The sequence below is a fragment of the Nocardioides perillae genome (genome assembly GCF_013409425.1).
Classification (GTDB): domain Bacteria; phylum Actinomycetota; class Actinomycetes; order Propionibacteriales; family Nocardioidaceae; genus Nocardioides; species Nocardioides perillae.
Genome location: NZ_JACCAC010000001.1, coordinates 939,292 through 963,310, shown reverse-complemented (window position 1 = coordinate 963,310; position 24,019 = coordinate 939,292). Strand labels below are relative to the sequence as shown.

At 75.2% G+C, this 24,019-nt stretch carries 24 protein-coding genes; 9 read left to right on the top strand and 15 right to left on the bottom strand.

The features are described from left to right. Positions 1 to 13: 13 nt before the first annotated feature. The 3 genes from BJ989_RS04470 to purS are packed head-to-tail and all read right to left on the bottom strand — an operon-like array spanning position 14 to position 1,436. Entirely contained in the window at positions 14 to 469 is a 456-nt protein-coding gene (locus BJ989_RS04470) for a DUF3817 domain-containing protein (RefSeq protein ID WP_179517169.1), read from the bottom strand. Between the two features lie 8 nt (positions 470 to 477). Then, entirely contained in the window at positions 478 to 1,146 is a 669-nt protein-coding gene (gene purQ, locus BJ989_RS04465; protein ID WP_179517168.1) for a phosphoribosylformylglycinamidine synthase subunit PurQ, read from the bottom strand. Next, positions 1,143 to 1,436: a phosphoribosylformylglycinamidine synthase subunit PurS gene (purS, locus tag BJ989_RS04460; RefSeq protein ID WP_179517167.1), complete on the bottom strand. Its 294-nt coding sequence runs from the start codon at positions 1,434 to 1,436 to the stop codon at positions 1,143 to 1,145. The genes purQ and purS overlap by 4 nt, the downstream gene beginning before the upstream one ends. A gap of 66 nt (positions 1,437 to 1,502) precedes the next feature. On the opposite strand from purS, the gene BJ989_RS04455 reads away from it, so the two are divergent. Further along, positions 1,503 to 2,039, top strand: coding sequence for a YflT domain-containing protein (locus tag BJ989_RS04455; protein ID WP_218848718.1), 537 nt, complete (start codon positions 1,503 to 1,505; stop codon positions 2,037 to 2,039). A gap of 27 nt (positions 2,040 to 2,066) precedes the next feature. On the opposite strand, the gene BJ989_RS04450 is transcribed toward BJ989_RS04455, so the two are convergent. The 6 genes from BJ989_RS04450 to BJ989_RS04425 form a co-directional block, all read right to left on the bottom strand. Beyond that, positions 2,067 to 2,255 carry a hypothetical protein gene (locus tag BJ989_RS04450; RefSeq protein ID WP_179517166.1) on the bottom strand — a complete coding sequence of 63 codons (189 nt, stop codon included), beginning with the start codon at positions 2,253 to 2,255 and terminating at the stop codon, positions 2,067 to 2,069. Beyond that, complete coding sequence (locus BJ989_RS04445) at positions 2,252 to 3,814, bottom strand: long-chain-fatty-acid--CoA ligase (RefSeq protein ID WP_179517165.1); 1,563 nt, start codon at positions 3,812 to 3,814, stop codon at positions 2,252 to 2,254. The genes BJ989_RS04450 and BJ989_RS04445 overlap by 4 nt, the downstream gene beginning before the upstream one ends. A gap of 57 nt (positions 3,815 to 3,871) precedes the next feature. Next, complete coding sequence (locus tag BJ989_RS04440) at positions 3,872 to 4,312, bottom strand: SRPBCC family protein (protein ID WP_179517164.1); 441 nt, start codon at positions 4,310 to 4,312, stop codon at positions 3,872 to 3,874. Next, positions 4,309 to 5,223 (bottom strand): phosphoribosylaminoimidazolesuccinocarboxamide synthase, encoded by a 915-nt coding sequence (locus tag BJ989_RS04435; RefSeq protein ID WP_179517163.1) that lies wholly within the window; start codon positions 5,221 to 5,223, stop codon positions 4,309 to 4,311. Before BJ989_RS04435 ends, BJ989_RS04440 begins: the two co-directional genes overlap by 4 nt. A 96-nt stretch (positions 5,224 to 5,319) precedes the next feature. Continuing rightward, entirely contained in the window at positions 5,320 to 7,035 is a 1,716-nt protein-coding gene (locus tag BJ989_RS04430; protein WP_343049092.1) for a M28 family metallopeptidase, read from the bottom strand. Positions 7,036 to 7,159: 124 nt separating this feature from the next. Further along, the gene (locus BJ989_RS04425; RefSeq protein ID WP_179517162.1) at positions 7,160 to 7,840 is read right to left on the bottom strand and encodes an antibiotic biosynthesis monooxygenase; all 681 of its coding nucleotides are present in this window, start codon (positions 7,838 to 7,840) and stop codon (positions 7,160 to 7,162) included. A gap of 87 nt (positions 7,841 to 7,927) precedes the next feature. Here BJ989_RS04425 and egtA point away from each other — a divergent pair, with 87 nt between their 5' ends. The 6 genes from egtA (at position 7,928) to BJ989_RS04395 (ending at position 14,497) form a co-directional block, all read left to right on the top strand. Next, the gene (gene egtA, locus BJ989_RS04420) at positions 7,928 to 9,166 is read left to right on the top strand and encodes an ergothioneine biosynthesis glutamate--cysteine ligase EgtA (protein WP_179517161.1); all 1,239 of its coding nucleotides are present in this window, start codon (positions 7,928 to 7,930) and stop codon (positions 9,164 to 9,166) included. Beyond that, positions 9,167 to 10,537, top strand: a complete 1,371-nt coding sequence (gene egtB / locus BJ989_RS04415) for an ergothioneine biosynthesis protein EgtB (protein WP_179517160.1) — start codon at positions 9,167 to 9,169, stop codon at positions 10,535 to 10,537. 1 nt (position 10,538) lies between these two features. Then, on the top strand, positions 10,539 to 11,297 hold the full coding sequence (gene egtC, locus BJ989_RS04410; protein WP_179517159.1) for an ergothioneine biosynthesis protein EgtC: 759 nt from the start codon (positions 10,539 to 10,541) through the stop codon (positions 11,295 to 11,297). Between the two features lie 61 nt (positions 11,298 to 11,358). Then, positions 11,359 to 12,381, top strand: a complete 1,023-nt coding sequence (gene egtD, locus BJ989_RS04405; RefSeq protein WP_343049091.1) for an L-histidine N(alpha)-methyltransferase — start codon at positions 11,359 to 11,361, stop codon at positions 12,379 to 12,381. A 30-nt stretch (positions 12,382 to 12,411) separates the two neighbouring features. Continuing rightward, a complete protein-coding gene (locus tag BJ989_RS04400; RefSeq protein ID WP_179517158.1) occupies positions 12,412 to 12,729 on the top strand; it encodes an antibiotic biosynthesis monooxygenase family protein in 318 nt (105 codons plus the stop codon). Between the two features lie 277 nt (positions 12,730 to 13,006). Continuing rightward, positions 13,007 to 14,497 (top strand): MFS transporter, encoded by a 1,491-nt coding sequence (locus BJ989_RS04395; protein WP_343049090.1) that lies wholly within the window; start codon positions 13,007 to 13,009, stop codon positions 14,495 to 14,497. Between the two features lie 7 nt (positions 14,498 to 14,504). Here BJ989_RS04395 and purB read toward each other — a convergent pair whose 3' ends face one another. The 4 genes from purB to BJ989_RS04375 form a co-directional block, all read right to left on the bottom strand. After that, positions 14,505 to 15,923: an adenylosuccinate lyase gene (gene purB, locus BJ989_RS04390; protein ID WP_179517157.1), complete on the bottom strand. Its 1,419-nt coding sequence runs from the start codon at positions 15,921 to 15,923 to the stop codon at positions 14,505 to 14,507. Then, positions 15,920 to 17,209, bottom strand: coding sequence for a phosphoribosylamine--glycine ligase (gene purD, locus BJ989_RS04385; RefSeq protein WP_246283685.1), 1,290 nt, complete (start codon positions 17,207 to 17,209; stop codon positions 15,920 to 15,922). Before purD ends, purB begins: the two co-directional genes overlap by 4 nt. Positions 17,210 to 17,379: 170 nt before the next feature. Beyond that, positions 17,380 to 18,363 carry an SDR family oxidoreductase gene (locus tag BJ989_RS04380; protein ID WP_179517156.1) on the bottom strand — a complete coding sequence of 328 codons (984 nt, stop codon included), beginning with the start codon at positions 18,361 to 18,363 and terminating at the stop codon, positions 17,380 to 17,382. Beyond that, entirely contained in the window at positions 18,360 to 19,790 is a 1,431-nt protein-coding gene (locus tag BJ989_RS04375; protein ID WP_343049087.1) for a cytochrome P450, read from the bottom strand. Before BJ989_RS04375 ends, BJ989_RS04380 begins: the two co-directional genes overlap by 4 nt. 94 nt (positions 19,791 to 19,884) lie before the next feature. On the opposite strand from BJ989_RS04375, the gene BJ989_RS04370 reads away from it, so the two are divergent. After that, positions 19,885 to 20,514, top strand: a complete 630-nt coding sequence (locus BJ989_RS04370) for a TetR family transcriptional regulator (RefSeq protein WP_179517155.1) — start codon at positions 19,885 to 19,887, stop codon at positions 20,512 to 20,514. Positions 20,515 to 20,541: 27 nt separating this feature from the next. Here the strand turns inward: BJ989_RS04370 and BJ989_RS04365 are convergent, their stop codons facing one another. Further along, positions 20,542 to 21,828, bottom strand: coding sequence for an adenylosuccinate synthase (locus BJ989_RS04365; RefSeq protein WP_179517154.1), 1,287 nt, complete (start codon positions 21,826 to 21,828; stop codon positions 20,542 to 20,544). 108 nt (positions 21,829 to 21,936) lie between these two features. Between BJ989_RS04365 and BJ989_RS04360 the strand changes: the two genes are divergently transcribed. Beyond that, on the top strand, positions 21,937 to 22,866 hold the full coding sequence (locus BJ989_RS04360) for a diacylglycerol kinase family protein (protein ID WP_179517153.1): 930 nt from the start codon (positions 21,937 to 21,939) through the stop codon (positions 22,864 to 22,866). A gap of 72 nt (positions 22,867 to 22,938) precedes the next feature. Here the strand turns inward: BJ989_RS04360 and BJ989_RS04355 are convergent, their stop codons facing one another. Further along, a complete protein-coding gene (locus BJ989_RS04355; RefSeq protein WP_179517152.1) occupies positions 22,939 to 23,934 on the bottom strand; it encodes a helix-turn-helix domain-containing protein in 996 nt (331 codons plus the stop codon). Positions 23,935 to 24,019 lie beyond the last annotated feature (85 nt).

Genomic DNA, 24,019 nt, shown 5'->3' with positions numbered 1-24,019 from the left:
CCGGTCGGTCGGCTCAGCCGACCGGCGGGCCGACGGCGAGCGCGAGTGCGGTGAGCCCGGCGAGCAGGAGGAGGCCGACGAGGGCGCCGCGCGCGGGGTGGCGCAGCAGCCAGGCCGCGACCTGCTCCACCGGACCGGACGGCGGCTCGTGGCGCAGCCGCCAGCGGCCACCGCGAGCGCCGAGCAGACCGCGCCGCTCGGCGTACGCGTCGAAGGGGATCGTGGCGAAGGGCGGCACCGCGCTGGCGAGGCCGAGGAGGCCGTCGCGCGGCGTCCAGCGCTGGTCGACCCACACGAGCAGGGTCACCAGGCCGTAGGCGAGGAAGACGACGCCGTGCAGCATGCCGCCGACGCGCACGCCGAGCTCGGTGGTCTCGGTGACGTACTTCAGGACCATGCCGGTGAGCAGCAGCGCCCACGTGACGGCCTCGGCGACGGCGACCCGGCGGAAGAGGACGAGCGGCGACACGCGGCGCCTCAGGCGAAGGCCGCGGCGACCAGGCTGGTGAAGAAGCCCAGCCCGTCGGTGCCGGACCCCGTCAGCTCCTCGACCGAGTGCTCGGGGTGCGGCATCAGGCCCACGACGTTGCCGCGCTCGTTGCAGATGCCGGCGATGTCGCGCAGCGACCCGTTGGGGTTGGCGCCGAGGTAGCGCGCGACCACGCGGCCCTCGCCCTCGAGCCGGTCGAGCGTCTCGGTGTCGGCGACGAACGAGCCCTCGCCGTTCTTCAGGACGATCGTGACCTCGGCACCCTCGTCGTAGGCCGAGGTCCACGGCGTGCGGTTGTTCTCGATGCGCAGCGGCTGGTCGAGGCAGAGGAACTTCTGGCGCTGGTTGCGGATCAGAGCGCCGGGCAGCAGGTGTGACTCGCACAGCACCTGGAAGCCGTTGCAGATGCCGAGGACCGGCATGCCGCGCTCCGCCGCGGCGACGACCTCGGTCATCACCGGGGAGAAGCGGGAGATGGCGCCGCAGCGCAGGTAGTCGCCGTAGGAGAAGCCGCCCGGCAGCACCACCGCGTCGACGCCGCGCAGGTCGGCGTCACCGTGCCACAGGGCGACGGCCTCGTGACCGCCGAGCCCGACGGCGCGCTGCGCGTCGACGTCGTCGAGCGAGCCGGGGAAGGTGACGACACCGACCTTCACGCGGTCACCTGGCCGGTGACGGTGCCGGCGGCCTCGGCCACCGTGTGGTCGACCACGTGGACCTCGAAGTCCTCGATCACGGGGTTGGACAGCAGCACCTCGGCCATCCGGCGCACCTCCTCGAGGCGCTCGGGGGTCGCCTCGCCCTCGACCTCGAGCTCGAAGCGCTTGCCCTGGCGCACCTCGGTGACGCCGCTGAAGCCGAGGCGCGGGAGCGCGCCCTGCACCGCCTTGCCCTGCGGGTCGAGGATCTCGGGCTTGGGCATGACATCGACGACGACGCGGGCCACGGACGGCTCCTTCTGACAGGCGTGAGGGCGGGGCCCATCCTAGGAGACCGCGGCAGACTGGGCGGCATGAGCACCTCTCCTGGACCTGCCCCCCGCGGGCCCGCGGGCCCCGGACGCGCGGGCGCCCGCGCGCCGCTCAGCCTGGAGTTCCCGCAGTCGCTGGCGACCTACGACGAGTACGCCGCGGCGCAGCGCACCGTCGACCACCTCTCCGACGCCGGCTTCCCGGTCGAGAACTGCATGATCGTCGGCACCGACCTGCGCCAGGTCGAGCGCATCACCGGCCGGTTGACGACGCCCAAGGTCGCGGCCGCGGGCGCGCTGTCGGGGCTGTGGTTCGGCGTCTTCGTCGGGCTCGTCTTCGCCCTCGTCGGCGAGGGCTCGGCCCTCTCGCTGGTGGCGTCGACCGCCGCCTTCGGTGCGCTCTTCGGCGTCGTGTGGTCGATGGTCGGCTACGGCCTGACCCGCGGCCGCCGCGACTTCTCCTCCGTCAGCTCGGTGGTCGCCACCCGCTACGAGGTGCTGGTCGAGCACCGCCACGCCGCCCGGGCCCGCGAGCTCCTCGCCGACCTGCCCGGCGCGCTGCCGAACCCCTTCGCCTGAGCTGGGCGGGGCCTTCCGCCGAGCGGGTCAGCCGCGGCGGGCCGAGCCGACGACGCTGATCGCGAGCGCGACGCCGAGGCCGGCGAGCAGCGGGCCCCAGAGGGCGGCGGAGGTCTGCTCACCCCCGCCGCCGCCCAGGCCCCCGAAGGTCGCGAGCGCGCCGGCGACCACCATGGTCGCGGCGAGCAGCAGCCCGAGGGCCCGGGCGGGGGTCACGCGAGCTCGCGCTTGAGGATCTTGCCGGTGGCGGTCATCGGCAGCTGCTGGACGAACTGCACGATGCGGGGGTACTTGTAGCCCGCCATCTGCTCCTTGCACCAGGCGACCACCTCGTCCTCGGTCACGGTCGCCCCCTCGTTGAGGATGAGGACGGCCTTGACCTCCTCGCCGTGCGACTCGTGCGGCACGCCGATGACCGCGGCCAGCGAGACGTCGGGGTGGGTCATGAGGACCTCCTCGACCTCGCGCGGGTAGACGTTGTAGCCGCCGCGGATGATCATGTCCTTGGACCGGTCGACGATGTAGTAGTAGCCGTCCTCGTCCTTGCGGCCGAGGTCGCCGGAGCGGAACCACCCGTCGCGGATGGCCTCCTCGGTGGCGTCGGGGCGGCCGTAGTAGCCCTTCATGATGTTGTGGCCCTTGATCGCGATCTCGCCGACCGCGTCGGGGCCGCCCTCGACCTCGCTCCAGTCGCCCGGCTCGGGGCTGATGAGCTTCATCTCGACGCCCGGGATCGGCAGCCCGATCGAGCCGACGCGCGGCGGCTGGCCGTAGGGCGAGAACGACGCCACGGGCGAGGTCTCCGACAGGCCGTAGCCCTCGAGGATGGTCACGCCGAAGCGCTGCTCGAACTCGCGGTGCACCTCGACCGGCAGCGCCGAGCCGCCGGCGGCGGCGATGCGCAGGTTCTTCGCCAGCGTCGCGACGTCGACGCTCTCGTCGAGCGCGCCGAGCAGGCCCCAGTACATCGTGGGCACACCCGCGAAGAAGGTCACCCGCTCCGAGAGCATCAGCTGCAGCGCGGGCTCGGCCTCGAAGCGCGGCAGCATCACCACGGTGCCGCCGAAGGCGAAGCCGCCGTTCTGGATGACGGTCTGCCCGAAGGAGTGGAAGAGCGGCAGCACGCACAGGTAGGTGTCGGGCGACTCGGGGTCGGCGCCGAAGAGGTCCTTGCCGCTGAGCGCGTTGTCGCGCATGTTGCGGTGCCGCAGCTCGGCACCCTTGGGCTGCCCGGTGGTGCCGGAGGTGTAGAGGATGACCGCGGTGTCGTCGTCGTCGGTCTGCACCGTCTCGAAGGTCGGCGCCTGGCCCGCCATCGCGCGGCCCATCGTCTCGGTGCCCTCGATCGGCGACTCGGCCGCCGGGTCGGCGGTGATGACGAAGAAGTGCTCGCAGCCGTCGGCCTCGTCGAAGCCGGCCTTGCCGTCGGTGCCCGTGGGCAGCTCGGGGGTGCCCTGGAAGCAGAAGTAGGCCTTCGCGTCGGAGTCGGCGAGGTGGTAGGCGACCTCGCGGCCCTTCAGCAGCACGTTGAGCGGCACGACCGTGGCGCCGGCCTTGAGGATGCCGTAGTAGATGATCGAGAAGTACGGCAGGTTGGGGCAGGTCAGCGCGACCTTGTCGCCCGGCTGCACGCCGCGGGAGACCAGCAGGTTGGCGACCTGGTTGGCGGCGCCGTTGACCTGGGCGTAGGTCAGCCGGGTGGCGCCGAAGACGATGGCGTCGCGGTCGGGGTAGCGCTCGACGGAGCCCTCGAGCAGGGCGGACAGGTTCGACATGGCGCCAACCTACTCACCGGTCGTGAGCCGGGTCACGGTCCTGGCGGGTGACCGCGGTCACGCCTTGCGGAGGGCTCCGCGCAGGTCGGCCCGCACGGCGTACGGCGCGACGAGGCGCAGCCCCCACGCGACGGGTGCGAGCGGGCCGGGCAGCTCGAGCCGCACGTCGGCGACGACCGCGGTGCCGCCGGCCGCGGTGGGCGTGAAGACCATCCGCAGCTCGGCGCGCACCGCGCGCCAGCGACCGACCTCGGTCCAGACCCGGTCGGTCTCGACCTCGGTGATCTCCATGCGCGGGCGCACGCCCGCGGTCGTCACGTCGGTCCAGGTCGTGCCGACCTCGCCGTCGCCGCGCAGGTCCTCGATGCGGCGCAGGCTCGACTGCCACTCCGGGCGGGTGCGCGGGTCGGCGAGGTAGGCGTAGGAGCGGGCGACGGGCGACGGCCCCTCGGCGCGCACCGTGAAGACGACGGTGCCGGCGCGGGAGCCCACGCTCACCACCGCTGCCCGGTGAGGCGCTCGTAGGCCTCGACGTAGCGCGCGCGGGTCAGCTCGACGACGTGGTCGGGCAGCGGCGGGGGCTCCTCGCCCGAGGCGCGGTCCCAGCCGGACTCCGGCGAGGTGAGCCAGTCGCGCACGACCTGCTTGTCGTAGGACGCCTGCGCGCGACCCGGTGCCCAGTCGTCGGCCGGCCAGAAGCGGGAGGAGTCGGGGGTGAGGACCTCGTCGGCCAGCACGACCGGGCCCCGCTCACCCTCGCCGGCCCGGCGGCGCCCGAACTCCAGCTTCGTGTCCGCGAGCAGGATGCCGCGCTCGCGGGCGACCTCCTCCGCGCGGGCGTAGATGCCGAGCGTGAGGTCGCGCAGCACCCGGGCGTCCTCGGCGCCGACGGTGGCCTCGACGGCGGCGTAGGAGACGTTCTCGTCGTGGTCGCCGACGGCCGCCTTCGTCGCCGGGGTGAAGACCGGCTCGGGCAGCCGCGACCCGTCCTCGAGGCCGGCGGGCAGCGCGATGCCGCACACCTCGCCCGTGGCGCGGTAGTCGGCGAGCCCGGACCCGGTGAGGTAGCCGCGCGCCACGCACTCGACGGGGAACATGTCGAGCGCCTCGACCACCACGGCGCGGCCCGCGACCTCGGCCGGCACCTCGGTCGACAGCACGTGGTGCGGGACGACCTCCGACAGCCGGTCGAACCACCACAGCGACATCCGCGTCAGGATCGCGCCCTTGTCGGGGATGGTCGAGGCCAGCACGAAGTCGTAGGCCGAGATCCGGTCGCTCGCGACCATCAGCAGCGCGCCGGCGTGCGGCCCGTCCGTGAGCCGGTAGAGGTCGCGGACCTTGCCGGAGTGCAGGTGCTCGGCGCCGGCGATCGCGGGCGCGGGCGGGAGCAGGGGTGCGGCGGCCATGGCGGGGAGCCTAGCCAGCGCGGCCCGCGGTCTCCCGGACGGCCGACGGCCCCGGCCCGCGCAGGGCGGGCCGGGGCCGTCGGTGGGTGTGCAGCGTCAGCGGCGGGCGCCGTCGTGCGCGTGGTCGTGCGCGTGGTCGGGCGCGTTGCCGGCGGCACCGTGGTCGACGTGGCCGTGCTCGTCGGGCCGCTTCGCGGCCAGGCGGGCGGCCTTGGCGCCCCGGGCGTCACGGGCACCGCTCGCGGCGACCTCGTCGCCGGACAGCGAGGCCGTGCTCACGGCGTACGTCGCGACGGCGTGGGCCAGCGCGTCGGACATCTCGTCGAGTGCCTGCGGGTCGACGTTGTCGCGGTCGTCGCACTCCTGGTGGTAGCAGGGGTCGTAGGCCACGCCGGCCTCGCCGCCGTAGACGGCCGCCTGCTCCGGGGTCTTCACGCCCTCGGCACCGGTGAAGAGGCCACCGGCCGGGATGCCGACGCCTTCGGCGATGAACGGGCCGTAGTCGGAGCGGCCGTTGAAGGGGCTCGGGTCGGAGGCCAGGCCCTGGGAGGAGAAGTACTCGACGAAGGTGCGCTCGATGTCGGCCGAGCCGTCGGGGCCGACCGCACCGGTGCCCGTCGAGTTGTCGCCGTCGTAGACGAAGCGGACGTAGTTGGGCGAGCCGACCATGTCGAAGTTGAGGTAGAGCGCGATCTCCTCGACCTGCTCCGGGCTCAGCTCGGCGACGTAGTGCTCGCTGCCGAGCAGGCCGAGCTCCTCGGCGCCCCACCAGGCGAAGCGCACGGCGTTGGTCAGCCGCGAGCCGCCGGCCCCGTTGCCGTTGCCCTTCTTGTCGTACTTCGCGAGCTGGACGGCGGTCTCGAGCAGCGCTGCGGAGCCGGAGCCGTTGTCGTTGATGCCGGCGCCCTCCACCACGGAGTCGAGGTGGGCGCCCGCCATGACGACCTCGGAGGCGTCGCCGCCGCGGGTCTGGGCGGTCACGTTGTAGGTCTCGCGGATCTCGGAGGTGGTGTCGGTGACCAGGCGCACGGTGGTGCCGGCCGGGTCGCCGAGGTCCTGGCCGACGGCGAAGGACGTGCCGACGACCGGGATCGTGGAGTCGGGAGCGCCCAGCGTGCCCGCGAACGAGTCGATCGCGCCGGCCGCACCGCTGTTGAAGATGACCACGCCCGCCGCTCCGGCGTCCTCCGCGTTGGCGGCCTTCTGGCCGAAGGGGCAGCTGCCGCGCTGCACGAGCGCGACCGAGCCGGCCGGGAAGCCGGCGAAGTCGGCGGCCTCGCAGCCGCTGGTGTTGGCACCGCCGGGCGTGAAGGTGGTGTCGACCGGGACCACCGCCGCCGTCACGTCGCCCGAGCCGGAGTAGGTCATGGTCGAGAAGTCCTCGGGCGAGGTGTAGGTCGTGGCCGTCGGGCTGACCTGGGCGAAGCTCGCCGGGGAGTTCTCGACGTAGAACGGGAAGTCGAAGGCCTGCACCTCGGGGGTGTAGCCCGCGGCGGTGAGGGTGTCGACGACGTAGTCCACCGAGGCGTCGTAGCCCGGGGTGCCGGAGGCGCGGTTGCCGTCGTGGGCGGCGGCGACGGCGGCGAAGGCGTCGAGGTGCTCCCCGATCGCCTCGGGGCCGACCTTGCCGCGGAGCTTCTCGGACAGGTCGAAGCCGGGGGCGCCGGCGGCAGGGCTGGTGGACCCGGAGCGGTCGGCGGCGGGGCCGGCGACGGCGCTGGAGCCGCCGGCCACCACGCCGAGGGCGGTGACCCCGGCGAGGGCCGGGAGGGCCCAGCGGGTCAGGGATGCGGGCAGGGGTGCAAGGCGCACGTGTACCTCCTCGAGAACGGGCCCGACCCGGGATCTCCGGAGGCCCACGACACGTGCCGGGCACAGTAGGGCGGGCCGCCGACGGTGGCAAGGGTCACCTCGGGGCCCCGCCACCGCTCACCTCTCAGGTCGCGCGTGCCCCGGTGGCGCCGCGCCGCCAGGGCGCCGGGCGGCCCTGCAGCCACCACTCCATCCGGCGGGTGATCCACGGCAGCGCGGCGTAGGTCATCACCGGGGTCATGACGAGGACGCTGAGCAGCACGCGCAGCGGCAGCCACACCGCGGCCAGCCACTGCCCCGCGGCGGCGTTCACGAGCAGGCTGAGCGGGAAGAAGACGAGGAAGATGACGCACGCCTGCTTCCACCGCGGCGGGGTCGCCGGCATCGGCCGGAGGTCGGCGACGTCGTAGGTGGACGGCTCGTCGAACCACCCCTCGATGCCGGTGCGGCGCTCGATGCGCGACTCCCCCACGATGCCCTGGGCGGCGCCGAGCCACCACTGCCGCTGCGAGGAGGCCTCCCACGCGGCCAACGAGTCGGCGTCGGCGAAGCGGTAGAGCATGTGCCACTCGTCGCTGTCGCGACCGGGGCGCACCCAGCCGGTGCCGAGGAAGCCCGGGAAGCGCACGGCCAGGGCGCCACCCGCACGGATCCACGCGAGCATCTCGTCGTGGTGGCCGGGCTCGACGTGGCGGGTGATCGAGACCGTCACCGGTCCGGTGGTCGCGCCGGGGCCGGAGGTGGCGTCGGCGGTGGTGCCGGCGGTGGTGCCGACGGTGGTGCCGGCGGTGGGGACCTCGCTCATGACCGCAGGATCCCACCGCGTCGGCGTTCGCCGGACGTTCACCCCGGGGGGTGGGCTGCGTCGGTGTGGCGTGCCACACTCGCCGCCATGCCTCCAGGCGCGAGCTCGGTCCTCCGCCCGGCGCGGGACGACGTCCCCGCCGCCGGTCTCGACGCGGCCGCGGTGCACGGCTGGTCGGCGCGGGTCTGCTTCAAGACCGGCCCACCCCGCCTCGTCGGCGCCGAGCTCGAGTGGCTGGTCGCGCGCCGCGACGACCCCACCCTCCCCGTCCCCCTCCCCCACCTCCGCGCTGTGTGCGAGGCCGCCGGCCCGCCTCCTCGCGGCAGCCGGGTCACCTTCGAGCCCGGCGGTCAGGTCGAACTCAGCTCCCTGGCCCACCTCGGCCCGTCCGCCTGCTGGCACGCGCTCGCCGAGGACGCCGCCCACCTGCACCGCGCCGTCACCGACGCCGGGCTGCGGCTGCTGCCGACGGGCCTCGACCCGTGGCGGGCGCCGCACCGCCAGCTGCAGCACCCCCGCTACGACGCGATGGCCGGCTACTTCGCCGCCGTCGGCGGCGCGACCGCCGAGCTCGGCCCGGTCATGATGACCGGCACCGCCTCCACCCAGGTCAACCTCGACGTGGGTCGTGACGCTCCCGACGCCGCGCGGCGCTGGCACCTGCTGCACACCGTCGGCCCAGCGCTCGTGGCGGCGTTCGCCAACTCGCCGCGCCACGCCGGGCACTCCACCGGGTGGGTCTCCGGGCGCCAGCGGGTGTGGCAGGGCCTCGACCCCCGGCGTACGTCGCCGGTCACCACCGGCGCGGCGGGCGACCCCGTCCGGGAGTGGGCCGACTACGTCCTGGACGCGCCGCTGATGCTCTCCGAGCGGGCCGGCGACGACTGGTCGGCGCCGGCCGGTCTGACGCTGCGGGGACGGCTCGACGAGCAGGCTCCCACCACGACCGCCGAGCTCGCCACGCACGCCTCCACCCTCTTCCCGCCGGTGCGCCCGCGGGGGTGGTTCGAGGTGCGCTACCTCGACGCCCAGCCCGACGGCTGGTGGCCGGTGCCGGTCGCGGTGCTCTCGGCGCTCCTCGACGACGAGCGGGCCGGCGAGGCGGCCGCCGAGGCGTGCACCGGTGCCGCCGACTGGGCGGCCGCGGCCCGCGACGGGCTGGGCGCTCCGGGGCTGCAGGTCGCGGCCCTGGCCTGCCTCGACGCCGCCGTCCCGGCCCTCGCCCGGCTCGGCGAGCACGACGCGCTCGCCGACCTGGTGCGCGCCTTCCGCGACCGCTGGACCGCCCTCGGCCGCTGCCCGGCCGACGACCCCCTGGAGCCCTGAGTGACCACGACCCCCGAGCGCCCCCGCCCCGGGACCGACCCGCGCACCCTCGCCCCGGACGCGCTGCGCCAGCACCTGGCCGACGAGCTCGAGCGGGTGCGTGGGCGCAGCCGCGGGCTCACCACCGACGTGCTCGACGAGGCCGAGCTCCTCGCCCAGCACTCCCGGCTGATGTCGCCGCTCGTGTGGGACCTCGCCCACGTCGGCAACTACGAGGAGCTGTGGCTGCTGCGCGAGGCGGCCGGCGTCGAGGCGGTGCGGCCCGAGATCGACGACCTCTACGACGCCTTCGAGCACCCCCGCGCCACCCGGCCGCAGCTGCCGCTGCTGCGACCCGACGAGGCCGGCGACTACCTCGCGCTGGTGCGCCGCAAGGTGCTCGACGCGCTCGACGACCTGCCGCTCGAGGCCGAGCCCGACGACCCGGCGGTGCCGCCGCTGCTGCGGCACGGCTTCGTGCACGGCATGGTGCTGCAGCACGAGCACCAGCACGACGAGACGATGCTGGCCACCCACCAGCTGCGCCGGGGCACGCCCGTCCTGCCCGCGACCGACCGGCTGCCGGCGCCCGCGGCGCTGCTGCGCTCGGCCGAGGTGGTCGTGCCCGCCGGACCCTTCACGATGGGCACCTCCGACGACCCCTGGGCCCTCGACAACGAGCGACCCGCCCACGTCGTCGAGCTCCCGGCGTACGCCATCGACACGGTGCCGGTGAGCAACGCCGCCTACCGTGCGTTCGTCGAGGCCGGGGGCTACGACGACGAGCGGCTGTGGAGCGAGGCCGGCTGGCGCTGGCGCTGCGAGAGCGGCAAGCGGGCGCCCGCCTTCTGGTTCCGCGAGGCCGGGCAGTGGCTGCGGCGCCGCTTCGGCCGCGTCGAGGAGCTGCCCGACGCCGAGCCCGTGCAGCACGTCTGCTTCCACGAGGCCGAGGCGTGGTGCCGGTGGGCCGGACGGCGGCTGCCGACCGAGGCCGAGTGGGAGAAGGCCGCCTCGTGGGACCCCGACGCGCAGGCCAAGCGCCGCTTCCCCTGGGGTGACGAGCCACCCGGCGAGGAGCACGCCAACCTCGGGCAGGTGCGCTACCGCCCGACCGAGGCGGGGTCGTGGCCGGCGGGCGCCTCGGCCTACGGCGTGCTGCAGCTGCTCGGCGACGTGTGGGAGTGGACGTCGACGGAGTTCACCGGCTACCCCGGCTTCCGCGCGTTCCCCTACGCGGAGTACAGCGAGGTGTTCTTCGACGACGGCTACCGCGTGCTGCGCGGCGGATGCTGGGCCACCGACCCGCAGGCCTGCCGCACCACCTTCCGCAACTGGGACCACCCGATCCGGCGGCAGGTCTTCGCCGGCTTCCGCTCCGCCCGGGACGCCTGAGGTGTGCCGACACCTGGCCTGGCTCGGCCCGCCACGCGCGCTCGACGACCTCGTGCTCGCGCCCGAGCACGGCCTGCTGACGCAGTCGTGGGCGCCACGGCGCCAGCGCCACGGCACCGTCAACGTCGACGGGTTCGGCGTCGGGTGGTACGCCGCCGCACGGCCCGCGCCCGTCCGCTACCGCCGTGCCCAGCCGATCTGGACCGACGCCTCCTTCGCCTCGCTCGCGCCGACGGTGGCCTCGTCGTGCGTGGTCGCCGCCGTGCGCTCGGCGACCGTCGGCACCTCGGCCGACGAGTCCGCCGCGGCGCCCTTCACCGAGGGCCGGTGGCTGCTGAGCCACAACGGCCGCCTCGAGGACTGGTCGGGGGCGCGCAAGGCGCTGCGGGAGCACGCCGCCGACGTGCCCGACGCGCGCACCGGCGTCGACTCCGCGCTGCTCTTCGGGCTCGCGGTGGCGCGCTGGCAGGGCGGCGCGTCGCTCGGCGAGGGTCTGGCCTCGGCGACGACGGACCTCCTCGCGCACGGCGGCGGGCGGCTGACGACCCTGGCCGCCGACGGCGAGTCGGTGGCCGGCGTGGTCTGCGGGGAGCCGCTGTGGTGGCGCCGCGAGGCCGGCGGCGTCGTCGTCGCCAGCGAGCCGCACGGGCCCGACACCGGCCCCGACGACGACCTCGACGAGAGCGGGTGGCGCGAGCTGCCCGACCGCACGGTCTTCGTGGTGCGACCCGGCGCCGAGCCCGAGACCGCGCCGCTGTGACCTCCCGCGGGCGCACGTCCTCCCGCACCACCCGACGTACCCACCGAGCCAGGAGCCAGCCGTGAGCACCGAGAGCACGACCACCACCCCGCGCACCACCCCGCGCACCACCCCGCGCACCACCCCGCGCGTGGACCGCCACCTCACGCCCGCCGACCTGGCGGCCGCGCTGCGCGACGACGTGCGCCGCGGGCTGACCGCGACGCCGAAGGAGCTGCCGCCGAAGTACTTCTACGACGGCCGGGGCAGCGAGCTCTTCGAGGAGATCACCCGGCTGCCGGAGTACTACCCGACCCGCGCCGAGCGTGCGGTGCTCGAGGCGCGGGCCGGCGAGGTCGCGCGGCTGACCGGCGCGCGCACGCTGGTCGAGCTCGGGTCGGGCTCGTCGGAGAAGACCCACCTGCTGCTGCGGGCGCTGCGCGACGCCGGCACCCTCGAGCGCTACGTGCCGGTCGACGTCAGCGTCGACGCGGTGGAGGGCGCGCTGCCGGGGCTGGTCGAGGCCTACCCGGGGCTGGAGGTGCACGGGGTGGTGGCCGACTTCGACCGGCACCTGCACCTGCTGCCGACCGAGGGGCCGCGACTCGTGGTCTTCCTGGGCGGCACGATCGGCAACTTCGCGCCGGCCCACCGCGCCCGGTTCCTCGCCGCGGTCGCCGAGACGATGCGCTCCGGCGACCACCTGCTGCTCGGCACCGACCTGGTGAAGGACCCCGAGCGCCTCGTCGCGGCGTACGACGACGCCGCCGGTGTGACCGCCGACTTCAACCGCAACGTCCTGCGCGTGGTCGACGCCGCGCTCGACGCCGACCTCGACCCCGACGCCTTCGAGCACGTGGCGGTGTGGGACGCCGACGAGGAGTGGATCGAGATGCGGCTGCGCTCCACCCGCGACCAGGTCGCGCACGTCCGGGCGCTCGACCTCACGGTGCACTTCGAGCGGGGCGAGGAGGTGAGGACGGAGATCTCCGCGAAGTTCCGCCCCGAGCGGGTGCGCGCCGAGCTCGAGGACGCCGGGCTGCGCCTGGTCGAGCTGTGGACCGACGAGCCCGGCGACTTCGCGGTCTCGCTGGCGACCGTGTGACGGCGGCGGGCACGCTCGTAGGCTCGTGGCATGGCCATTGTGAAGATCAACGCCATCAGCGTCCCGCCGCAGGCCGGCCCCGAGCTGGAGAAGCGCTTCGCGGCGCGCGCGGGCACGATCGAGCACACCCCGGGGTTCCTTGGTTTCCAGCTGCTGCGGCCCACCGCGGGCGAGGAGCGCTACTTCGTCGTGACCCAGTGGGAGGACGAGGAGTCCTTCGCGGCCTGGCGCGACGGGGGCGCCCAGGCGGCCCACGCGGGTGAGCGGGCGAAGCCGGTCGCCTCCGGCGCCGACCTGCTGGAGTTCGACGTCGTCCTCGACGTCACCCCCGCCTCCGCCTCGGACTGACGCCGAGGGGTCATCGACTGGGCTCACGCCGAGGGGTCAAGCGCTGGGCACACGCCGAGGGGTCAAGCGCTGGGCACACGCCGAGGGGTCGTCCGCTGGCCAGCGCATGACCCCTCGACACCACCCCAACGCGCGACCCCTCGACACCACCCCAACGCGCGACCCCTCGACACCACCCCAACGCGCGACCCCTCGACACCACCCCAACGCGCGACCCCTCGACGCCACCCCAACGCGCGACCCCTCGGCACTTGGGGTGGCCACGCATGCTCGACGGGTGAGCGAGGAGACGGCGGAGCGGTCCGCACCGGCGGGCGGCGACGCCGGCACCGACGACGCCCCCGACCCGCGGCGCTGGCGGATCCTGGGGGTCTCGCTCGTCGTCGGCTTCATGAGCCTGCTCGACGTCACGATCGTCAACGTCGCGATCCCCTCGATCCGCGCCGGCCTCGAGACCACCGCCGGGGCGGTGCAGTGGCTGGTGTCGGGCTACGCCCTCGCCTTCGGGCTCACCCTCGTCACGGGCGGTCGGCTCGGCGACGCACTCGGCCGTCGGCGGCTGATGGCGATCGGCCTGGTCGGCTTCGTCGTGTCGTCGGCCGCCGTCGGCCTGGCCCCCAGCATCGAGCTCGCGATCGCGGCTCGGCTGCTGCAGGGCGCCAGCGCCGGTCTCCTCACGCCGCAGAACTCCGGGATCATCCAGGACCTCTTCCGCGGCCCCGAGCGCGGCCGGGCCTTCGGCCTCTTCGGCCTCACTGTCTCGGTCTCGTCGGCCGCCGGGCCCATCCTGGGCGGCGCGATCATCGCACTGCTCGGCGAGGAGCAGGGCTGGCGCTGGCTCTTCCTCGTGAACGTGCCGATCGGGCTGCTCGCCCTCGTCGGCGTCCTGCGCCTCGTGCCGGGTCGCCCACCCGAGGACGGCGCCGACCCGCAGGCCGACGGCGACCACGCGGGGCGGCGTACGCCCGTCGACCTCGACCTGCGCGGCGCCCTGCTGCTGGGCGGCGGGGTCCTGGCCGTGCTCTACCCCCTCGTGATGCTCGAGGGCGGGGCCCTGTGGCCGCTCGCGCTCGTGCCGCTCGCGCCGGCGCTGCTCGTCGCCTTCGCGCGCTGGGAGCGCCGCGTGTCCGCAGCGGGCCGCGCGCCGCTGCTCGACGTGGGGCTGCTGCGGCGCACGCCGGGCTACGCCGACGGCATCGCGGTCGGCAGCCTCTACTTCACCGGCTTCACCGGCATCTTCCTGGTGCTCTCGGTGGTCTCGCAGGAGGAGCTCGGCTACTCCGCGCTCGAGGCCGGGTTGCTCTCGACGCCGTTCGCGCTCGGCGCCGCCCTCACCGCCCGCCCGGCCGGTCGCCTCGTGTCCTCCGTCGGGCGTCGCCTGACGGTGCAGTCGCTCGCGGTGATGATGAGCGGTGTCGCGCTGCTGGCGCTGCTGCTGCCGCTCGCCGACGGCGCCGCGCTGTGGTGGGTGGTGGTGCCGACCCTGCTGCTCGCCGGGCTGGGCGCCGGCGGCGTGATCAGCCCCAACTTCACCCTCACCCTCGCCGACGTGCCGCCGCGCATGGGCGGGGCCGCCGGGGCTGCCCTGCAGACCGGTCAGCGCATCGGCTCCGCCATGGGCGCGGCCCTGCTGATGACGACCTACCAGGTCGTGCTCTCGACCACCGACGACCCGGTGCGCGCCTTCCAGGGCGCGCTCGCGGCCGCGCTCGCCGTGCTCACCCTCGCCCAGGTCTCCGCGGTGCGCTCGTGGCGCCGCGACGACTGAGCGCGGGCTAGAGGATCGCGCCGGGCGAGTACGCCGCGGCGTCCGGGTGGCGCACCGCGAGCGCCTCGACCCGCGCGACGACCGAGCGCACCTGCTCGACCGCCGCGCCGGTGAACTCGATCGGCTCGGCCACCAGCGTGGCGATCTGCTCGCGGGTGAGCCCCAGCCGCTCGTCGGCGGCGAGGCGGTCGAAGAGGTCGTTGTCGCTGCGGCCCTGGCGCATCTCGAGCGCGACCCCGACCGCGTGCTCCTTGATCGCCTCGTGCGCGGTCTCGCGGCCGACCCCGTTGCGCACCGCGGCCATGAGCACCTTCGTGGTGGTGAGGAAGGGCAGGTAGCGGTCGAGCTCGCGCTGGATCACCGCCGGGAAGGCCCCGAACTCGTCGAGCACGGTGAGGAAGGTCTGGAAGAGCCCGTCGGCGGCGAAGAACGCGTCGGGCAGGGCGACGCGGCGCACCACCGAGCAGGAGACGTCGCCCTCGTTCCACTGGTCGCCGGCCAGCTCGCCCACCATGGAGAGGTGGCCGCGCAGCACGACGGCGAGGCCGTTGACCCGCTCGCAGGAGCGGGTGTTCATCTTGTGCGGCATCGCCGAGCTGCCGACCTGGCCCTCGGCGAAGCCCTCGGTGACCAGCTCGATGCCGGCCATCAGCCGGATCGTGGTGGCGAGGTTGGAGGGCGCGGCGACGAGCTGGACCAGCGCGGAGACGACCTCGAAGTCGAGGCTGCGCGGGTAGACCTGGCCGACGCTCGTGAGGGTCTGCTCGAAGCCCAGGTGCGCGGCGACGCGGTGCTCGAGCTCGCCGAGCCGCGAGGCGTCGCCGTCGAGCAGGTCGAGCATGTCCTGGGCGGTGCCGACCGGGCCCTTGATCCCGCGCAGCGGGTAGCGCGCGAGCAGCTCCTCGACGCGCTGGACCGCGACCAGCAGCTCGTCGGCGACGGTGGCGAAGCGCTTGCCGAGCGTCGTCGCCTGGGCGGCCACGTTGTGCGAGCGCCCGGCCATCACGGTCGTCTCGTGCTCGGCGGCGAGCCGGCCGAGGCGCACCGCGGCGGCCACGGCCCGGTCGCGCAGCACCTCGAGCGAGCGGCGCACCTGCAGCTGCTCGACGTTCTCCGTCAGGTCGCGCGAGGTCATGCCCTTGTGCACGTGCTCGTGCCCGGCGAGGGCGCAGAACTCCTCGATGCGCGCCTTGACGTCGTGGCGGGTGACCCGCTCGCGCGCCGCGATCGAGTCGAGGTCGACCTGGTCGACGACCGCCTCGTAGGCCTCGACCACGCCGTCGGGCACGTCGATCCCGAGGTCGCGCTGCGCCTTGAGCACCGCCACCCACAGCTGGCGCTCGAGCACCACCTTGTGCTCGGGCGACCACAGCGCGGCGAGGTCGGCCCCGGCGTAGCGGGTGGCGAGGACGTTGGGGTGGCTCACGGCTGGGTCGCCTCCTGGGCGGCGGTCGGGTCGGCGGTCGGGTCGGCGGTCGGGGCGGCGGTCAGGTCGGCGGTCGGGGCAGCGGACGGGCCAGCGGCCTGCGCGGCCGCCTGGGCGATGTCGGTGCGCCACTGCGCCCCGGGGAAGGCGACGTGGTGCACGCCCTCGTAGGCCTTCGCGCGCGCGTCGGCGAGGTCGGAGCCGACCGCGGTGACGGCGAGCACGCGACCGCCGGCGGTGACCAGGCGGCCCTCGGCGTCGCGGGCGGTGCCGGCATGCACGACGTGCACGGCCGGGTCGGCGGCGAGCGTCTCGGTGCCGACGACCACGTCGCCGCTGGACGAGGAGGCGGGGTAGCCCGCGGAGGCCATGACCACCGCGACGGCCGCACCCGGCTTCCACACCGGCGCCGGCACCTCGTGCAGCCGCCCGGTCGCCGCCGCGTGCAGCAGCACGTAGGGCGAGGAGTCGAGCAGCGCCATCAGCGCCTGGGTCTCGGGGTCGCCGAAGCGGGCGTTGAACTCCACGACGCGGGTGCCGCGCGAGGTGAGCGCCAGCCCGGCGTACAGCAGGCCGCGGAAGGGGGTGCCGCGCCGCGCCATCTCGTCGACGGTCGGCTGCAGGACGTCGCGGTGGACCTCCTCGACCAGCCCGGCCGGCGCCCAGGGCAGCGGCGTGTAGGCGCCCATGCCCCCGGTGTTGGGCCCGGTGTCGCCGTCGCCGATGCGCTTGAAGTCCTGGGCGGGCTGCAGCGGCACGACGGTGGTGCCGTCGGTGACGGCGAAGAGGGAGACCTCGGGCCCGTCGAGGTAGTCCTCGACGACGACCTGCTCGCAGCCCGCCGCGTGGTCCAGCGCCTCCTGCCGGTCGGAGGTGACGACGACGCCCTTGCCGGCGGCGAGGCCGTCGTCCTTCACGACGTACGGCGCACCGAACGCGTCGAGGGCGGCCGCGACCTCGTCGGGGGTGCGGCAGACCCGGGCCTCGGCGGTGGGCACGCCGGCGGCGGCCATCACCTCCTTCGCGAACGCCTTCGAGCCCTCGAGCCGCGCGGCCTCGCGGGACGGTCCGAAGCACGGGACCCCGGCCGCGGTGACGGCGTCGGCGACACCCGCGACGAGCGGGGCCTCCGGGCCGACGACGACCAGGTCGGCGCCCAGGCGGGTGGCGAGCGCGGCGACCGCCGTGCCGTCGAGGGTGTCGACGGCGTGAAGCGTCGCCACCTCGGCCGCGCCGGGGTTGCCCGGGGCGACGTGGACCGCGGCGACGAGCGGGTCCTGGGCCAGCGCCCGGGCGAGCGCGTGCTCACGGCCACCGGGGCCGACGACGAGGACGGTCGCGCCGCCCTCGGGCCGCGCCGTCGCGTCGGTCGCGGCGCGGTGGTCGGTCGGGGCGTCGGGCGGCAGGGTGTCGCTCACGGGCGGCCATGCTATCCGCGCCCGGCGCCCGGACCGACTCAGCCGACGCGCGCGGACGCCTCCTCGCTGGTCTCCTCGCTGGCCTCCCCGCCCGACACCTCGCCCGGCACCGCAGCGGGCCTGCTGCCGCGGGCCCGGGCCTCGTAGGCGGCGCGCGCCGCCGGGTCGGCGTCGGCGAGCACGTGGTCGGTGCCGAAGGCCCGGGCCATCGCGTCCTGCACCGGCCGCGGCAGCGCCTGCGTCGTGCGGGTGAGGTGGCGGGTCCAGCGCGGCACCCACAGCTCGGGCTGCGGGCGCCGGATCGTCGACTCGACGACCTCGGCGACGTCGTCGGCGGTGACCGGCTCGATGCCCTTGGCCGCCTCGACCCCGGCCGAGAGCTCGGTGAGCACGACCGTGGGGAGCACCAGCGAGACGTCGACGCCGTGGGGGCGCAGCTCACCGCGCAGCGCCTCGCTGTAGCCGACGACGGCGAACTTCGACGCCGAGTAGGTCGCACCACCCGGGGCCGCGATCCGGCCGACGGCGCTGGCGACGTTGACCAGCTGGCCGCGCCCGCGCGCGACCATCGCCGGGCCGACGGCCTTGGTGCCGAGCACGACGCCGAGCACGTTGACGTCGAGGATGGTGCGGCTGACGGCGTCGGCCTCCTCGAGCGCGGGGCCCAGCGGCATGACACCGGCGTTGTTGACGAGCACGTCGACCGGTCCGAGGTGGGCGACCGCGTCGGTGAACGCGGCCCACGAGGCCTCGTCGGTGACGTCGAGCGGCGCCGCCACGACCTGCCCGCCTCGCCCGGCGCGCCGGGCGGCGGCGTCGAGCTCCGAGGCCGTCTCGCTCGCCAGGTCGGCGTCGCGGTCGCCGATCGCGACCCGGGCACCGGCGGCCGAGAGCCGCGCGGCGGTCGCGGCGCCGATGCCGCGGGCGCCGCCGGTCACCAGCACGACGAGGCCGGCGAGGTCGCGCTCGGGGCGGCGGCCGGGCACGTGGGCGGCGAGGCGGGAGAGGGGCGAGCGGGTCATGCGGGCACTCCTTGCGTCGGGCTGGCGGGTCGGGTCGGGCTGGCGGGTCGGGCGCGACCGAGCGGCTGCAGGTCGAGCGGGAGGCCGTCGAGCGGCACGGGCAGCGAGAGGTAGCTCAGCGGCGTCGGGGTCGCTCGCGGCGTGGTCCAGCGCCACCGGCGCAGCGCCTGGTGGACCAGCAGCTTCACCTCGAGACCGGCGAAGTGGAGGCCCAGGCACTTGTGCACCCCGCCGCCGAAGGGCTCCCACTGGGCGCGGTGCCGCTTGTCCTCGCGCCGGCCCTCGGCGAAGCGCTCGGGGTCGAAGCGGTGCGGCTCGTCCCACAGCGCGGGGTCGTGGTGGGACAGGTGCAGCATCACCGCGGTGAGCCGGCCCGCGGGCACCCGCTCGCCGAGCACCTCGGTCTCCTCCACCGTCTTGCGGGCGAGCACCGGCACGGGCGGCACGAGGCGCAGCGCCTCGCGGAAGACCAGGTCGAAGGAGGGCAGCGCCTCGACCTCGGCCAGCGACGGCCGGTCGGGCAGGTGCGCGGCCTCCTCCCGCAGCCGCTCCTGCCACCCCGGGTGGCGCCCGAGCTGGTCGAGGACGGTCGAGGTGGTGAGCGTCGAGGTGTCGTGCGCGGCCATGAGCAGGAAGACGAGGTGGTCGACGACCGCGCGGTCGTCGAAGGTGGCGCCGTCGTCGTCGCGCGCGGCGAGCAGCGCGCCGAGCAGCGTGTCGTCGCCCTCGACGCCCGCCGCACGGCGCGCGGCGACCTGGCGCCCGGCGTACTGCTCGAGGAGGCGGCGGCCCCGCAGCGCCCTGCCCCACCGGGTGCCGGGCACAGGCGCGCGCACGAAGGCGGTCGCGGCCTGGACGCAGTCGACGAAGGCGCGGTTGACCGCGGTGAGCTCGGCGCGCTCGGCGGCGCTGCGCTGCTCGACCGGCGGGGCGCCGAGGAGCACCTGCGTCGCGAGCTCGAGCGTGAGCTGCTTGAGCGCGGGGTAGGCCGGGAAGCCGCGGGCGCCGGCCGCGACCGGCCACGCGTCGAGCCCGGCGGAGACCGCCGGCCCCAGCGCACCGGCGTAGCCCTCGAGGCGCTGGCGCGTGAATGCCTGCTGCATGAGCCGGCGGTGGCCGAGGTGCTCCTCGAAGTCGAGCAGCATCAGCCCACGGTCGAAGAACGGGCCGACCAGCTCGCCCCAGCCCGGGCCGCTGGCGAAGGCCTTGTCGGGGTTGCGCAGCGCGTGGTCGCAGGCGTCGGGGCCCACCAGGATCGTCCACGGCTTGCCGAGGAAGCGGGCGTGGCTGACGGGGCCGTGCGTGTCGTGGCGGCGCTGCATCATGCCGAGCGGGTCGGCGAGGTACTCCAGCGTGGGGCCGGCGTAGGGCACGCGACCCACCACGGTCGGCGGGAGGGCGGCGACGAGGCGGGGCAGGACGGGCACGGCGGCTCCTGATCTGACAGGCGACTCTGTCAGATGCAGTCTGTGACCGGGGCCACGCCGGTGTCAACGGGCGCGCGTCTGCGACCATCGGCTCGTGCCCGACTCCCCCACAGCCCCTCGGCAGTACGCCGGGCGGTCGGCCGCGGAGCGCGCGGCGGAGCGGCGGGCCCGCCTGGTCGCGGCCACGGTCGCGGTGCTGGGCGAGCAGGGCGAGGCGGCGGTGACGATGACGGCCGTGTGCGCGCGGGCGGGGCTGACCGAGCGCTACTTCTACGAGTCCTTCCGGGGCCGCGACGAGGCGTTGGTGGCCGCCCTCGACGCGGTCAGCGACGAGGTCGCGGCGGTGGCGCTCGACGCGATCGCGTCGTCCGACGGGGCGGGGGCCGCCGACCGCGTGCGCGCCGGGCTCGCCGCGGTGGTCGACCTGGTCGCCGACGACCCCGCCAAGGGCCGGGTGGTGGTCGTCGAGAGCGCGGCCAACGCGGCCCTGCGCGCCCGGCGCCACGAGCTGCTCGGCACCTTCGCCACGCTCGTCGCGGACGAGGCGGCCCGGCTCTACGACCTGCCGACGGGCTCCGAGGGCGCGCGCCTGCGCGGCCTGGTGTACGTCGCGGGGCTGGCCGAGCTGGTCGCCGCCTGGCTGCTCGGCGAGGTCGACCTCGACCGCGACGGCCTGGTCGCGACCGGCGCGGAGCTCTTCGGTGCGGTCGTGCAGCCGCGCTGAGCGGACCTCGGGCGGCGGCGACCCCGGTCAGTCCGGGTGCACCAGCAGCGTCTGCTCACGGCCGGGTCCGACGCCGACCCCCCAGATGCGGGTGCCCGACATCTCCTCGAGCGCGAGCACGTAGCGCTGGGCGTTGACCGGCAGCTCGTCGAAGGTGCGGCAGCCCGAGATGTCCTCCCACCAGCCGTCGAGGTGCTCGTAGACGGGCGTCGCGTGGTGGAACTCGGTCTGGGTCATCGGCATCTCGTCGTGGCGCACGCCGTCGACCTCGTAGGCCACGCAGACCGGCACCTTCTCCCAGCTCGACAGCACGTCGAGCTTGGTGAGGAAGAGATCGGTGAGCCCGTTGACCCGGGACGCGTAGCGGGCGACGACCGCGTCGTACCAGCCGCAGCGGCGGTCGCGACCCGTCGAGACGCCGACCTCGCCGCCGATCTTCCAGAGCTTCTCGCCGTCCTCGTCGAACAGCTCGGTCGGGAAGGGGCCGGACCCGACGCGGGTGGTGTAGGCCTTGATGACGCCGATGACCCGGTCGATGCGGGTCGGGCCGACGCCCGCGCCCACGCACACCCCGCCGGCCACCGGGTTGGAGGAGGTGACGAAGGGGTAGGTGCCGTGGTCGACGTCGAGCATCGTGGCCTGCGCGCCCTCGAAGAGCACGGTCTCGCCGCGGTCGAGGGCCTGGTTGAGCAGCAGCGAGGTGTCGCGCACCATCGGCTCGAGGCGCGGGGCGTAGGAGAGCAGCTCCTCGACCGCGGCGTCGACCTCGATCGCGCGGCGGTTGTAGACCTTGGTGAGCAGGTGGTTGCGCACGTCGAGGGCGGCCTCCACCTTGGCGCGCAGGATGCCCTCGTCGAAGAGGTCGGCGACGCGCACGCCCACCCGGTTGACCTTGTCGGCGTACGCCGGTCCGATGCCGCGGCCGGTCGTGCCGATCTTGTTCTTGCCCAGGAAGCGCTCGGTGACCTTGTCGATCGTCGAGTGGTAGGAGGCGATCACGTGGGCGTTGGCGCTGACGACCAGGTCGGCGACCTCGACGCCGCGCGCGAGCAGGGCGTCGAGCTCGCGGAAGAGCGCCTCGGGGCTCACCACGACGCCGTTGGCGATGACGGAGGTCGCGCCCGGGGTGAGGATGCCGCTGGGCAGCAGGTGGGTCGCGAACTTCTCGCCGTCGACCACGATCGTGTGGCCGGCGTTGTGGCCGCCGCTGGTGCGCACGACGTAGTGGATGGTCTCGGTGGTGGCCAGCTGATCGGTGGCCTTGCCCTTGCCCTCGTCGCCCCACTGGGCGCCGAGCACGACGATCGCGGGCATGGTTCCTCCTCGGGAACGACACAGCCCCGGCGCGGCAAGGCGTCGGGGCTCTTGCGGCCACACGCTACCAACCGCCGCGCCGACGCGCGCCCGCGCTAGGGTCCGCTCGTGGACCCGCTGCTCGTCATCACCAACAGCGGTGCCGGGACGGCCGACGAGGACAACCTCGAGCAGGCCCTGCAGGTGCTGCGGGCGAAGACCTCCGTCGAGGTCGCCGCGACCTCCAACCCCGGTGAGCTCGACGGCGTGCTGCACCGCGCGGGCTCGCGCCGCGTCTTGGTCGCCGGCGGCGACGGCAGCCTGCACGCGGTGGTCACCGCCCTGCACCGGCGCCGCGAGCTCGACGAGCGCGTCCTCGGCCTGATCCCGCTCGGCACGGGCAACGACTTCGCACGCGGCACCGGCATCCCCCTCGACCCCGCCGACGCCGCCCGCACCGTGCTCGGCGGCGAGGTGCGCACGGTCGACCTGGTCGTCGACGAGCTCGGCGGCATCGTGGTCAACAACGTGCACATCGGCGCCGGCGCGCAGGCCAGCCGGCGGGGCCACCGCTGGAAGGAGCGCCTCGGCGCGGTCGGCGTCGGCAAGGTCAACCTCGGCCGCCTGGGCTACCCCATCGGCGCCCTGCTCGCCGCGACCCAGCCGCCCGAGCTGCGCCTGCGCGTCGAGGTCGACGGCGTCGTCGTCAACGACCTCGACCGGCCCGTGCTCATGGTCGCCGTCGGCAACGGCTCGCGCGTCGGCGGCGGCACGGAGCTCAACCCCGACGCCGACCCCGAGGACGGCCGGCTCGACGTGGTCGTCTCCCGCTCGGTCGGCCCCCTCGCCAAGTTCGGCTACGTCGCCCGCCTGCGCACCGGCTCCCACACCGAGCGCGACGACGTGCTGCACCTCAGCGGCCGCGAGGTCAGCGTGTCGGGCGAGGACTTCTGGTGCAGCGCCGACGGCGAGCTCTCCGGGCCCGAGCGTCGCCGCACCTGGCGCATCGAGCGCGACGCCTTCTCGATGGTGCTGCCGCGGGAGCGGCGCGGTCGCTGACCCCGCGCGCCCACCCCCACCAGCACGGCGTACGCCGGGTGGTCGCGGCGCGCGTCGCGCTCACCGACCGCGTCACAGCCAGCCGCGGCGCACCGCCTCGACCCCGAGCTGCAGCCGGGTGTCGGCCCCGACGTCGCTCATGAGCCCGGCGATCCGCCGGCGCACCGTGCGCAGGCTGACGCCCAGCGTGCGGGCGATCTGCTCGTCCTGCTGCCCGGCGGCGAGCAGCTGCAGCAGCGAGCGGCGCAGGTCCGGGCGCGCCTGGCCCCGGTCGAGCTCGGGCACCGTCGCGGCGCGCTCCCACAATGTCTCGAAGAGCCAGGTGCCGAGCTCGACGAGCCCCCGCTGGCGGGTGAGGGTGCGCGGCTCGTCGGACATGCCGAGCGGCTCGGGGAGGATGAGGTGGGTCGTCCCGATGACGAACATCCGCGACGGCAGCTCGGGCACGACCCGGATCTCCTCGCCGGCCTCGGCGCGGTGGCGCAGCGTGTGGGGGGCCTCGGTGAGCGCACGGGCGGGGTAGATCGCCCGCGAGCGCCGCCCCGAGCGCACCACCTGCCGCACCACCTCGGCCATGAGGTCCTCGCGCGGAAGCCGCCAGGCGTCGGGGCGCAGCCACATCAGTTCGCCCTTGCCCCGCATGATGAGGTCGGTCAGCAGCGCCACGGGCTGGCCGCCCGAGCTGACCTCGCCGTCGATCGGCTCGACGCCGTGCACCTGGCCGGGCGCGGGCTTGGCGCCGAGGGCGGCGACGAAGGGCAGCGCGCCCGCGACCAGGTCGAGTCCCTGGCGCACCCGGGCGGTGGCCTCGGCGTGCTGCTGCAGCACGACCGCCACCGCGCCGAGCGGGTCGAGCACGTGCACGCGGTCGTCCTCGAAGCGCACGATGCCGTGCTCGACGAGCGGCGCGAGCTCCTCGACGACCTCCTCGGGCGTCGACCCCAGGCTCGCGGCGACCGAGACCAGCTCCCGCCCGCTCTGGCCCTGCAGGCGCTGGTAGAGCCGGTCGATGGCGGCGGAGAAGCCCAGCGCGGTGAGCGCGGAGACGGGTTGCGGGCGCGGCGGCATGCCGCATCATATGGCAACTTCGTGACAGAGGCTTGTAGGAACCACCTGGCCGGGACCGGCCACACCCAGAATGGTGGCCGCACCA